This window comes from Amycolatopsis coloradensis (assembly GCF_037997115.1).
Classification (GTDB): domain Bacteria; phylum Actinomycetota; class Actinomycetes; order Mycobacteriales; family Pseudonocardiaceae; genus Amycolatopsis; species Amycolatopsis coloradensis_A.
Genome location: NZ_CP150484.1, coordinates 4,393,524 through 4,405,843, shown reverse-complemented (window position 1 = coordinate 4,405,843; position 12,320 = coordinate 4,393,524). Strand labels below are relative to the sequence as shown.

At 68.5% G+C, this 12,320-nt stretch carries 8 protein-coding genes; 3 read left to right on the top strand and 5 right to left on the bottom strand.

The genetic code is table 11. The features are described from left to right. The first annotated feature begins 26 nt into the window (after nucleotides 1–26). On the top strand, nucleotides 27–992 hold the full coding sequence (locus LCL61_RS20715; RefSeq protein WP_340688368.1) for a YafY family protein: 966 nt from the start codon (nucleotides 27–29) through the stop codon (nucleotides 990–992). A 42-nt stretch (nucleotides 993–1,034) separates the two neighbouring features. Here LCL61_RS20715 and LCL61_RS20710 read toward each other — a convergent pair whose 3' ends face one another. Beyond that, nucleotides 1,035–1,529: a helix-turn-helix domain containing protein gene (locus LCL61_RS20710; protein ID WP_340688367.1), complete on the bottom strand. Its 495-nt coding sequence runs from the start codon at nucleotides 1,527–1,529 to the stop codon at nucleotides 1,035–1,037. Nucleotides 1,530–1,765: 236 nt separating this feature from the next. Between LCL61_RS20710 and LCL61_RS20705 the strand changes: the two genes are divergently transcribed. Then, the gene (locus LCL61_RS20705; protein ID WP_340688366.1) at nucleotides 1,766–2,215 is read left to right on the top strand and encodes a DUF6294 family protein; all 450 of its coding nucleotides are present in this window, start codon (nucleotides 1,766–1,768) and stop codon (nucleotides 2,213–2,215) included. Between the two features lie 282 nt (nucleotides 2,216–2,497). Here LCL61_RS20705 and LCL61_RS20700 read toward each other — a convergent pair whose 3' ends face one another. Then, nucleotides 2,498–4,084 carry an alpha/beta hydrolase gene (locus LCL61_RS20700; RefSeq protein ID WP_340688365.1) on the bottom strand — a complete coding sequence of 529 codons (1,587 nt, stop codon included), beginning with the start codon at nucleotides 4,082–4,084 and terminating at the stop codon, nucleotides 2,498–2,500. A gap of 185 nt (nucleotides 4,085–4,269) precedes the next feature. Here LCL61_RS20700 and LCL61_RS20695 point away from each other — a divergent pair, with 185 nt between their 5' ends. Next, nucleotides 4,270–4,962, top strand: a complete 693-nt coding sequence (locus LCL61_RS20695) for a DNA alkylation repair protein (RefSeq protein WP_340688364.1) — start codon at nucleotides 4,270–4,272, stop codon at nucleotides 4,960–4,962. Here LCL61_RS20695 and LCL61_RS20690 read toward each other — a convergent pair. The 3 genes from LCL61_RS20690 to pheS all read right to left on the bottom strand — a co-directional run bounded on the left by LCL61_RS20690 (nucleotide 4,943) and on the right by pheS (nucleotide 12,097). Further along, nucleotides 4,943–8,314 carry a tetratricopeptide repeat protein gene (locus LCL61_RS20690; protein WP_340688363.1) on the bottom strand — a complete coding sequence of 1,124 codons (3,372 nt, stop codon included), beginning with the start codon at nucleotides 8,312–8,314 and terminating at the stop codon, nucleotides 4,943–4,945. The genes LCL61_RS20695 and LCL61_RS20690 overlap by 20 nt on opposite strands. A 150-nt stretch (nucleotides 8,315–8,464) precedes the next feature. Next, a complete protein-coding gene (gene pheT / locus LCL61_RS20685) occupies nucleotides 8,465–11,032 on the bottom strand; it encodes a phenylalanine--tRNA ligase subunit beta (protein ID WP_340688362.1) in 2,568 nt (855 codons plus the stop codon). Beyond that, the gene (pheS, locus tag LCL61_RS20680) at nucleotides 11,033–12,097 is read right to left on the bottom strand and encodes a phenylalanine--tRNA ligase subunit alpha (protein ID WP_340688361.1); all 1,065 of its coding nucleotides are present in this window, start codon (nucleotides 12,095–12,097) and stop codon (nucleotides 11,033–11,035) included. Nucleotides 12,098–12,320 lie beyond the last annotated feature (223 nt).

Below are 12,320 nucleotides of genomic sequence, written 5' to 3'. Positions count from 1 at the left end.
GACCTCATACGGGCATCCTTGACCGCATGACCGACACGCCCGCCCGGCTGCTGAGCCTGCTGTCACTCCTGCAAACCCCACGCGAGTGGCCCGGCAGCGAGCTCGCCGACCGGCTGGAGGTCAGTCCGCGGACCATCCGGCGCGACATCGACCGCTTGCGCGAGCTCGGTTACCCCGTCGAAGCGTCGCGAGGTTCCGAAGGCGGCTACCGGCTGGTCGCCGGTACGGCGATGCCGCCGCTGCTGCTCGACGACGAGGAGGCCGTCGCGATCGCTGTCGGTCTCCGGAGTGCCGCCGGGCAGGCGATCTCGGGAATCGAGGAGTCTTCGGTGCGGGCGCTGGCCAAACTCGAGCAGGTGCTGCCGTCGCGGCTGCGGTATCGGGTCGGCGCGCTGGGCGCCGCGACCGTGCCGATCCCGGGCACCGGGTCCGTGGTGGACCCGGAACACCTCACGGTCTTCGCGGGCGCGATCGCCAACACCGAACGGACCCGGTTCACCTATCGCACCGGCGACGGGACCGAATCCCGGCGGCATGTGGAACCGCATCGGCTCGTCTCCGCCGGACGCCGGTGGTACCTGCTCGGCTACGACCTCGACCGGGACGACTGGCGGATCTTCCGCGCGGACCGGATCTCGGAACCGCGGGCGACCGGTGGCCGGGCGACGCCGAGACAGCCACCCGCGAAGGATGTGGCGGCCTATGTCACGGACAAGATGTACAGCCTCCTTCCCACCTACAGCGCATGCGTGACCCTGCACGCGCCGATCGGCCAGGTCTCCCCCGCGATCGGCGAGGGAACCGGCGAGCTGGAACCGATCGACGACGAGAGCTGCGTTTTCCACGCGGGCACGGACACCCTGGACTGGCTCGCGTTCCGCATCCTCGGGCTCGGCTGCGAATTCACCGTGCACGAACCGCCGGAACTGATCGATCATCTCAGGGAGATGGCGGCCAGGGCTCGGCGCGGAACAAAGTCCACAGTGGACTGACGGCGGCCGCGAGGACTTGCCCGCCCTCGCGACCGCACTGGTTCAGCCGAGTTCACCTCCCTCTCGCCTGCTCGGCGGGATCGGGAGATACGCGCCCCGGCGCTCCGGGTCGCAGCCGACCCTGGGCAACCGGGCCCGGATCCCGCCCGGTGTCCGCTCGAACCGCCGTGCGATCTCCTCGACGCTTTCCCCGGCCAGCCAACGGCTTTCCAGTTCCGCGTCCAGCTCGTCGGACCACGGCGAGCCCTGCTGGGCGGGGCGGTCCGCCGATCTTCGGCGGCCGTTCCTGGCGTTGCCCCGCCCGGCGAACGCCAGGAGGGTGTCGGAAAGGACGGTCGCCAAGGCCGGTACGGCTTCGGCGTCCATATCGAGCCTGCCTTCGGCGACAGGCTCTTCTTGCGGTCCGGCTCCGCCGACCATGACGGTCACCCAGCGGTCTTCCCCGGCCGCGCCGCCACCCTCACGGGCGGCGACCTCGATGCGATAAACGGTGTCCTGCACGCGGATCTCGGTCCGGTGCTCTTCGACGATGGTCATGCCGGGGACGCTAACGGGCGGCGCCGACAGTTTTCCGGCGCGGTGAGGGGACTCGGTGCGTGACCGGAACTTTCATCGCTTTCCGGACCGCGAGGGTGCCGCTCACGCACTATCGGCCACCCCTGTTGCCGCACCTAAGTGATCCAGACCGCGGTCACCCGCGAGTTAGCGTTGCTCACCGGTTCTTCACGACGGATGGCCGGCCGGCACGGATCGACGATTTCCGGGGAGGAAACATGAAAACCAAAGCACGTCGGATGGCGCTTTTCGTGACGATGCTCGTGTTCACGATCGGGGCCGTCTTCGTCACGCCCGCCTCGGCCGGGACGACGGGGTCCACCACCGCGCAGGCCACCTGCACCGGAGCGGATTCCTGCTGGTTCACCTGGGGTCGCATCCAGGCAGGCGACTGCACGATGGACAACGCGAAATGGACGCTCAGACGCAACGGCAGCGCTTCGTTCGAAGCGACGATCGTCAGCAGCGACAGCAACGACGCGTGGCTGATGTGGGTGAACACCCTGGACAGCAACGGCATCGTCCTCGGGCCCATCCATCACGGCGGTGACACCAAGTTCGTCAAGGGCACCGTCAAGAACGTGTGGCACTGGTGGTTCGCCGAGGGGTCGTTCGACGCCGCGTTCTTCGACCGCATCCACAGCATGCGGATGACGAGCCACTGCTAGCGGACACACGCCAGGCCACAGCTCAGTGTCCCCAATGTCGCATGGGGGACACTGAGCGCCTCCAATGCGGCATGGGGAACCTGACCGGCTCCCGATCCGCCACCCACACCCCAAGCGACCCACTGCCATGTCGCGAAAGCCACTATCGAGACACCAGACGTCCCCAAAGTGGCTTTCGCGACACCGGCCCGCCCACGAACGCGACACGAAGCGTTCGACCTTCTCATCACAGAAAACGCCCCGGTCCAGGAAATCCGGACCGGGGCGTTTCCAGCGAGAAACTCAGAAAGGCAGCGCCTGAGCCAGCGCCTCCTTCTTCACTTCGGTGACCGAGGACGGAAGGTCGGACTTGGCGGCCGCGGAAGCACCGGCGGGAACCGGCGCCGGGACCGGGGAGCACTGCACGTCCGAACCGTTGCCCGGCTTGCGCACCGGCAGCTTTCCGGTCAGCAGGTAATCCGCGATCTTGTCGTCCACACAGGACACACCGGACAGCGAGCCCGAGTGCGTCGTGCCACCCGGAGCGCTGATCAGGCTGGAGTTCGGGTAGCGCTTGCGGACCTCGATGCTGCCGGGGTACGGCGTCGCGGCGTCGTTCTCCTCGTTGACGAGCAGGATGCCGGGGACCTTGCTCCCGTCGATCTCCACCGGCTTGCCCGGCTTCGCGGGCCAGTCGAGGCACGGCGCGTTGAACCACGCGTTGCCCCAGGTTTCGAACGGCGCCCGGAAGTGCGTGACCCAGTTGTCGAACTTCCAGCGGGGCCAGCTCTGCGGCCACGCCACGTCGGTGCACTGCACGGCCGCGTACACCGCGTAGCCGTTGTCCTGGCCCGGCGGGTTGGAGTCGTCGTACAGGCCCTTCAAGGTCTGCCAGTCGCCCTTGTGCACCCAGCCGGCGAACGCGTTCGCGATGTCTTCCCAGCCGAACACGTAGTAGCCCGCCTGCAGGAAGATGTCCGTCCACTCGGACCCGCCGATGACGCCACCCGCGGGCTTGTCGTACAGCTTCTTCTGCTCGGCGTACCACAGCTTCTCGACCGCGGCCGCGGTCTTGCCGAGGTGGTAGACGTCGTCGTACTTCGCGATCCAGCCGAAGTAGGTCTTGATGTTCTTGTCGAAGGCGATGTCCTGGTTCAGGTTCGCCTTGTACCAGACGTCGCGGGGGTCGACGGTGCCGTCGAACACCATCCGCCGCACGTTCTGCGGGAACAGTGTGCTGTAGACCTGCCCGAGGTAGGTGCCATAGGAGAAGCCGTAGTAGTTGATCTGCTTCTCGCCCAGCGCCTTGCGCAGGCTGTCGACGTCCTTCGCCACATCCATGGTCTTGATGTGGTCGAGGATCGCGCCGTTCTTGGCGCACGCCTTCGCGTAGCCCTTCGCCTTCTCACGCCACGCGGTCTCGATGGCGCGCGTGGTCGGCACGTACTGCGGGCGGTTGTAGGAGGCGTAGTTCCCGTCGCAGGTCAGGGACGGCTTGCTCTCCCCCACGCCGCGCGGGTCGAACCCGATCCAGTCGTACTCTTCACCCGCCTTCTTGGGGACGGCCCTGCCGAGGGTCGAGAGGCCGAGGCCGGAGCCGCCGGGTCCGCCCGGGTTGACCAGCATGACGCCCTGCGACTTGGCGGCCTTGTGCTTCACACGCGAGACGGCGATCGAGATCTTCTCACCGCCGGGCTTCGCGTAGTCCAACGGGACCTCGAGGAAACCGCATTCCGCGCCGGCCTTGACCAGGCTCGGGCGAGTACAGGCTCCCCAGGAGATGGGCTTCGGATCGAAGTCCGACGCCGAGGCGGCCGTGGCGGAGGGAGCGAGCGCCATGGTGCCGACGCCGATCCCCGCGACCGCCAGGGCGGCAACGAATTTCTTCACTGTGTTCCTTTTCGTCCGCGTTCGACCCGGTCGGGCCGAAGCTACCGAGAACCGGCTTCAATCTCGCTGACCGACACGTTGACCGCCATCCCTCTTTAGTCGGTATCCGCATCCCGATCCGGGCATATCCGTCTTGTCGGTCCCCTGTCGTACGCTCGCGGCGCCCACTGGGGAAAGGAGAACGCGTGGACGAGGTGAAAAGCCTGGTTTCAGCGGTTCGCAACGGTTTGGCCGGACTGGCCGATCCGGAAAAGGCTCCGTCGATGCGGGCGTACATGAAGTCGGAGATGCCGTTCCTCGGGGTGGCGTCCCCACCTCGGACGGCCTTGCTGAAGCGGGTTTACGCCGAACATCCGCTACCCGATCGAGTGAGTTTCTCGACGGCAGTTCTCACCTTGTGGCGTGAAGCGGAATTCCGTGAAGAGCGCTATGCGGCGATCGCCCTGTCCGGTCACCGTGCCTACGCCCGCTGGCAGGACGGCGATCTGCTCGGCCTGTACGAGGAGATGATCGTGACGGGCGCCTGGTGGGACTACGTGGACGAAGTCGCGATCCGCCGGGTCGGGCCGATCCTGCGGGCGGAGCCGGATACGGTGACCACGCTGATGCTGACCTGGGCCTACGACGAGGACAGGTGGCGTCGCCGCACGTCGGTCATCTGCCAGATCGGCGCCAAGGGCGGAACGGACACCGACCTGCTCACCCGCTCGGTCGAAGCCAACATCGACGACAAGGACTTCTTCCTGCGCAAAGGGATCGGCTGGGCCCTGCGCGAGTACGCGAAGACCGAGCCGGACTGGGTGCGCGCCTTTGTCACCGCGCATCCGGCGCTGTCCACGCTGTCCAGGAAGGAGGCGCTCAAACACCTGGGCGAGTGAGCACCGGCCGGGGAACGAGGGCGATGAGTTCCTCGATCTCTCCGCCGAGTTCGGGCATCAGCTCTCGAAGGTCTTTCAGGTCGCGGAGCAGGATGAGTCGCGTCTCGCGGGGCGGTTCCTTCTCCAGCAATGCCCTGAGTTCACGTGTCGCGTCGGCGTGACGTCCGAGGGCGAGAAGATAGAAGAGCGGCTGAACCCGGTCCTCCCAGCCGAGGTCTTCTGCCGCGTTCCGCTTGACTGCTTCGTCGAGTCCGGCGGCGAAGGACTGGTGAGCTTCCTCAGTTCTTCCAGCCTTCAGCCAGGCGATCGCGAGGAGATTGCGAGCCCACACGGACTCCGGCGCTAGCGGACGCAGGATCTCCATCGCCTCGTCCGTCTCCCCCGCGAACAGCAAAGCCTCCCCGAGGTTCTCGCGGTGATCGGCGTCATCGGGATCCGAGACGACCAGTTCGCGCAGCTCCCGGATGGCTTCGCCGTACTCACCCGCCTGACGGTGGATGTCCGCGCGCAGGGCGCCGGTCTCGTCGTCACCGGCGGCCAGCGCGCTGTCCACATCGGACAAAGCGCCCTCGAACTCGCCGAAGAGGAGGCGGTGGTGGGCACGCCGATAGCAGGCGTATCCCTCGTCCTGTCCCAGCCGGACCCCCTCGTCCAACGCGGCGCGGGCTTCCTCGTGCCGGTCGAGACCTCTGAGGATGTCCCCCCGGGTGGTGTGGAAGAAGGCCATCTCCGGGCTCGCCGCGACCGCGACGTCGATGTCGGCGAGGGCGGCCGGGTGTTCGCCGGACCTCCGGTGCGTCATCGCGCGCCGGGCGTGCGCCAGCACGTTACCGGGTTCGAGTTCGATCGCGCGGCTCAAAGCCTCCAGCGCTTCGCCATTCCTTCCCAGGCGGCTGAGCACTATTCCTCGCCGGAGGTGATTCTCGGCGTCTTCGGGAGCCAGTTCGATGGCGCGCTCGTAGTCGGCGAGCGCCGCCGTGCGATCTTCCAGGTCGTCGTATGCCCGCCCGCGCATGTAGTACGCCCACTCGTAGTCCGGGTCGATCCGGAGCGCGGTGGTGAAGCCGTCGATGGCGAGCCGGTGCCGCTTACCGCGGTGGTGGAACGCCCCCCGCATCGCATGGGCACTGGCGCTGCCAGGGTCCGCCGCGACGATCGTGTCGAAGGTCGCCGTCGCCGCGTCCTCGTCTCCGGTCTGCTCGAGGAACGACGCGAGCTCGGTCAGGTAGAACACGTCCTTCGGGCGGAGGGCGGCGGCAGCGCGGTGGCAGGCGAGCGCCTCTTCCTTGTCTCCCAGTTCGGCGAACAACGTGGCCCGGTAGTGGACGGCCCAGGCGTAGTCGGGATCGAGCCTGATCGCGATGTCGATCTCGTCGATCGCCTTCCGGACGTCACCGCGCTTGAAGTGCACCTCGCTCCGGATGGTGTAGGCCCACCGGTGATCGGGCTGGAGGCGAACGGCCTCGTCGAGGTCGGCCATCGCACCCTCGAGGTCGCCGAGCTCGGCCCTGGCCGAACCGCGCCCACGCCACGAGTAGGCGTAGGTCGGATCGAGTTCGATCGCCCGGTCCAGGTCCGACAGTGCCCGTTCCCAGTCGCCCTCGTTGTGGAACAGGTTGCCCCGATCGCTCCACGCGTAGGGATCGGCGGGGTTCAGATCGACAGCCCGGTCGAAGTCCCGCTTCGCCGCGGCGACGTCGTCTTGCCCTTCGTAGGCCCACGCGCGGCGCCGGAGCACGGTGGAAAGCCGGGCCGCGTCGAGTTCGCCCGCACCGGCGAGCAGGTCGAGCACCGGGATCTCACCGTCGCCGACCGCGGCGGCCAGGCGCTGCCCCCAGCCCAGGACCGCTGGCGCGTCCGCGTCGGCACCCGCCTGCTCCATCATGCGCGCCCAAACGCGGGCGGAAGCGGTGCCGGTGGTGATCATCTCGGCGGCGCCGAGCAGCGCGTCCGGCAGCGCCTCGGCCGGGTCGCCGCAGAGCCGGTGGTAGGTCTGTTCGAGCTTTCGCCTCTGCCAGCGCTCGTCGTTCCACGCGTCGCGGTGGCGGCTGAAGCCGAGTTCGGCGCACCGGCCTTCGTAGTATTCGCTGAGCCTGCGATGACGTTCGGCGAACTCGCCGGGTGAACGGCCGCGTTCCATGCGCACCATCGGGCCGCGAACCACCGGGTGATAGCGCACCGGGAGCTCACGGCGCCCGACGAACGGCAGTTCCCGCAGCCAGCGGAAGATCTCGCCCGCGCTTTCCTTCCCGGTCAGCACGCCGATGACGTCCTCGTCCAGGAAGCGGGGCAACGACGCCGTGGCGGCGATGTCCTTTCTGGCCTTTTCGGGAACCCAGTGCAGGAACCGCTTGACCGCGTCGTCACTGGGATCGCCGACCGCGTCCGCTTCGGCGGGGTTCCCGCGAGCCAGCATGGCGACGAGAACGGGCAGGCCGTCGGTCAGCCGCAGCACGATCTCGACGACCTTTTCGTCGGTGATCCCGTGCTCGGCGAGCAGGCGGCGCGCCTCCGGCTCGGTGAACGGCCGGAGTTCGATCTCACGCACCAGCGGCGCGTGCCGGTTCCATTTCGCCTCGTCCAGCGGGAACTGGCCCGCGACCGTGAACACCAGGTTCTGCGGGAGATCGCCGTACAGTCCCCCGAACAGGTCGAGCAGCCAGGTCTCCAGTACCGGCGCCGTCCGTTCGAAGGTGTCGAAGAACAGCGCGATCTGCCGGGTCTCCGGAATACGCCAGAGATCTTCGACGAACGGTTTGGTCAGCTCTTCCGCCGGTTCCAGGAGCAGCTGGACATCGGCCTTCCGCTTGAACTTCGCCGCGAGGTAGACCTGCAACTGCTCCAGCTGTTTCGCCGTCGCGTCCGCGTCGATCGCGTCGGCGGCGATGCTTCCGCCGGGCAGGGTCTTCGCCACGCCGAGGCCGGCCTTGACCACGGTCTTCGTCACGAGCTCGCGGCCTGCCGCCGGAGCCTGCGGATCGTTGTGAAGCCGTTCCCTGGCCTTGAGGTAGGACTCGTGGCGTTTCTCGAACCGGCGCATCTCGTGTCCGGCGCGAGCGAGGTCCTTCGCCAGTTTGACCAGTGTCGCGGGCAGATCCTGTTGCCGGTCGTCCGCGAAGGCGACGGCGGCGCGGGTTTCCTCGGCGATACCGCGAAGCTGGTCGAGCAGGAAGGACTTGCCGACCCCGGCGAGACCGTGCACCGAGTACAGATATCGGCGGCGCCGATCGCTTCCGGGCAGCCCCAGATTGCTCCGGAAGTCCTCGCGTTCCCCGACCCTGCCGACGAAACCGTCGCTCAGCCGGGCGCGGGCGATGTCTTGGATACTGGACCGACCGTCTGGACGTGACACAAGTCCTCACTTTGCCACACCTGAAGCGCGTGAAGGCCCCCTTCCCTCGGCTCAGCCGAGAGGGAGTACGCCTCCCTGCGCCACCACGGGGCGGCGAGCNGCCCAGCCTCGGCGTGGCCGCGAGAAGGGGGCCTTCACGGGACTTTCGGGTCAGGCCCGCAGGCTCGCGCCGAAGCGTTCACCCGCGACCGCGACGGCGGCGTCGCGGGCCTTGGTGGCCTCGTCGACGGTCAGCGTGCGGTCCGCGGCACGGAACCGCAGCTTGTACGCCACCGAACGCTTGCCCTCGCCCAGCTGCTCACCCTGGTACGAGTCGAACAGCGTGATGTCCTCGAGCAGTTCGCCCGCGCCTTCGCGCAGCGCCTCGGCCAGGTCGGCTGACGGGACGCTCGCCTCGGCGACGAGGGCGACGTCGAGCAGCACCGGCGGGTACGCCGAGATCCGCGGCGCCGGACGGCCGTCCGGGATCGGGATCGCGTCCAGGTCGAGTTCCATCGCGACGGTACGCGGCGGCAGCCCGAGCGCCTCGACGACCTTCGGGTGCAGCTCACCGGCGTAACCGACGGGCCACTGGCCCACCCGCAGCTGCGCGCAGCGCCCGGGGTGCCACGGCGGCTGGTCCGCGGCGGCGGTGGTCAGCTCGACACCGGCGGCCTGCGCGACCAGCCGCGCGGCCTGCACCGCGTCGGCCCAGTTCGCCTGCTCGCCCGCACCCCACCAGCCGGCACGGGCACGCTGGCCCGCGAGCACGACGGCGACGTGCAGCGGCTGCGGCGGGACCGCCGCCTCCAGCACCGCGAGCTCCTCGTCGGTCGGGCGCCGGTCCACCCCGAGCGAAGGCATCGGGATCGGGTTCGGCCCGGGCAGCACGACCTGTCCGATGTGGAACAGCGAGACATCCTTGAAACCACGGGAGATGTTGCGCTGCAAGGTATCCAGCAGCCCCGGCAGCAAGGTGCTCGCCATCCGGTCCTTGTCCGCCTCCAGCGGGTTGCGGACCTTCACGGTGCTGCGGCGGACGTCGTCCTCGGGCAGCCCGAACGCGTCCCAGACCGAGTCCGAGATGAACGGGAAGGGCAGCACCTCGACGTAGCCGTTCTCCGCCAGCGCACGCGCGACCGAACGACGGCGGCGCTGCGTGTCGGTGAGGCCCCGGCCCGCCGGGGCGTCTGGCAGCACCGACGGGATGCTGTCGTAGCCCTCCAGCCGGAGCACCTCCTCGACCAGGTCGGCGGGCTGCACCAGGTCACCGCGCCAGCTCGGCGGGACGGCGGTCACCAGCGCGGTGCCGTCCTCGGCCGTGCCCACGTTGACCTTGCAGCCGATCTGCGAGAGCCGTTTGACCGTGACGCCGCGCTCGTACCGCACCCCGGCCACCTGGTCGGGCAGGCTGATCGGCATGGTCACCGGCGGGTTCGGCTCGACGCCGCCCTCGTCGGTGCGGCCGGGCAGGATCGAGCCCTCGCCGTACTGACGCAGCAGGCGTGCGGCGAGCTCGACGGCCACCGCGCACAGCTGCGGGTCGGTGTAGCGCTCGAACCGCTTGGCCGCCTCGGAGAACAGCTTGTGACGGCGGGCCGTCCGGCTGATCGACGAGGGATCCCAGTGCGCCGCTTCGAGCAGCACATCGGTGCTCTCCGGCGTGATCTCGGTCGACGCGCCACCCATCGTGCCCGCCAGCGAGATGACCCCGCTGTCGTCGGCGATCACCACGTCGTCCGCGTCGAGCGTGCGCTCGACATCGTCCAAAGTGGTCAGTTTCTCGCCCGGCTTCGCCTTGCGCACCACCAGATCGCCCTTGACCGAACCGGTCGCGAAGGCGTGCAGCGGATGCCCGAGTTCGAGCATGACGTAGTTGGTCACGTCGACCGCGAGCGAAATCGAGCGGATACCCGCCAGCATCAGGCGGCGGCGCATCCACCACGGCGTCGGTGCGGTCGCGTCGAGGTTCTTGACCCGGCGCAGTACGAACCTCTTGCAGCCCTCGGTGTCTTCGAGGTGCACCGGCCAGGCGTCACTCTCGGCCTCGGGGACCTCGATGGACGCCGGGTCGCCGAACGGGACGTCGAGCGCGTTGGACAGCTCGCGGGCCAGGCCGCGGACCGACAGGGTGTACCCGCGGTCCGGGGTCGGCGTCACCTCGAGGACGGTGTCTTCGAGGCCGAGCAGCTTGTTCGCGTCCTCGCCGGGGCTGGCCGTGCTCGGCGGCAGCACCAGGATGCCGGAGTGGTCGTCACCGATGCCGAGTTCGCTCGCGGAGCAGATCATGCCGTCGCTGAGGCGGCCGTAGGTCTTGCGCGCCCCGATCTCGAACCCACCGGGCAGCACGGTGCCAGGCAGCGCGACGACGACCAGGTCGCCCTCGGCGAAGTTCGAGGCGCCGCAGATGATCCCGCGGGTCTTGATCCCCGTGGGGCCGTCGTCCTCGAAAGGACCTTCGTCGTCGTCCTCGTCATCGTCGAGGTTCTCGACAGGCTTGTCGATGTCGTCGTCGGATTCGCCGACATCGACCCGGCAGAACCGGACCGGCTTCTTGAACTCGGTGAGCTCTTCGATCTCGGCGACGCGGCCGACCACGAGCGGGCCGGTGACCGGTTCGAGTTTCCGGACGTCGTCGACCTCGATGCCGATGCGCACGAAGGCGTCGGCCAGATCCTGGGCCGTGACCTCCTCGTCGACGTCGAGGTGTTCGGTCAGCCAGCTGGCTGGGACCTTCACTCAGGCCTCCGTTCCGAAGGGCAGGGTGAACCTGATGTCGCCCTCCACCATGTCGCGCATGTCCGGGATTCCGTTGCGGAACTGCAGGGTGCGCTCGATACCCATACCGAAGGCGAAGCCCGAGTAGACCTCGGGATCGACGCCGCAGGCACGCAGGACGTTGGGGTTGACCATGCCGCAGCCGCCCCACTCGACCCAGCCGGGGCCGCCCTTCTTCTCCTCGAACCAGACGTCGACCTCGGCCGACGGCTCGGTGAACGGGAAGAAGTGCGGGCGCAGGCGGGTCTTCGAGGTACCGCCGAACATCGCGCGGGCGAAGGCGTCGAGGGTGCCCTTGAGGTGGGCCATCGTCAGGCCCTTGTCCACCGCGAGCCCTTCGACCTGCGAGAACACCGGGGTGTGGGTGGCGTCGAGCTCGTCGGTCCGGTAGGTGCGGCCGGGGCAGACGACGTACACGGGCAGGTCACGGTGCAGCAGCGTGCGGGCCTGCACCGGCGAGGTGTGCGTCCGCAGCACCAGGCCGGAGTCCTCCTCGCCGAGGTAGAACGTGTCCTGCAGCTGGCGCGCGGGGTGGTCCTTGCCGAAGTTCAGCGCGTCGAAGTTGAACCACTCGGCTTCGAGCTCGGGGCCTTCGGCGATCTCGTAGCCCATCGCGATGAACGCGTCGGCGATCCGATCCGACAGGGTCGCGATCGGGTGCCGCGCGCCACGGGGCACGCGGTCCCACGGGAGCGTGACGTCGACGGCCTCCTCGCGGAGCACCTTTTCGTCACGTTCGGCTTGGAGCACGGCTCGGCGCGCGTCGAAGGCGGCCTGGATGGCTTGGCGCGCTTCGTTGACCCGCTTGCCGGCCTCGGCCTTCTCCTGCTTCGGCAGGGCGCCGATCTCGCGGCGGGCGAGCAGCAGCGGAGACTGGTCCCCGAGGTGGGCGGGCTTGACCGCGGCCAGCGCGTCGAGATCCGCCGCGGCCGCGAAATCGGTCTCGGCCTGTTTGACGGCGGCCGTCAACGTTTCCGGCGCGAGCGTTCCCGCCTGGGGGTCCTGCTTGTCGTTGGCTTCGGACATAACTCCTCGGCGTCCGCTGGGACTGGTCCGGTGCACGCGAGCGCACACATGGGTTTAGCAGCTGCTGAATTCTATGGGACAGCGAACGGCGGCCCCCGATCACCCTCGGGCTGGGCACACCGTCACTCGGAAGTGCGAAAACCGCGCTCTACGCCCTAAACAAGGTGCTGGAACGAACACTGCGTTCCATGAGAGCTCCCTTGGTGTCGTGATGCGACGGCGT

Coding starts and splice junctions, on each gene's coding strand:
- LCL61_RS20710 (WP_340688367.1), bottom strand. CDS start 1,529: ATGACCATCGTCGAAGAGCACCGGACCGAGATCCGCGTGCAGGACACC.
- LCL61_RS20705 (WP_340688366.1), top strand. CDS start 1,766: ATGAAAACCAAAGCACGTCGGATGGCGCTTTTCGTGACGATGCTCGTG.
- LCL61_RS20715 (WP_340688368.1), top strand. CDS start 27: ATGACCGACACGCCCGCCCGGCTGCTGAGCCTGCTGTCACTCCTGCAA.
- pheS (WP_340688361.1), bottom strand. CDS start 12,097: ATGTCCGAAGCCAACGACAAGCAGGACCCCCAGGCGGGAACGCTCGCG.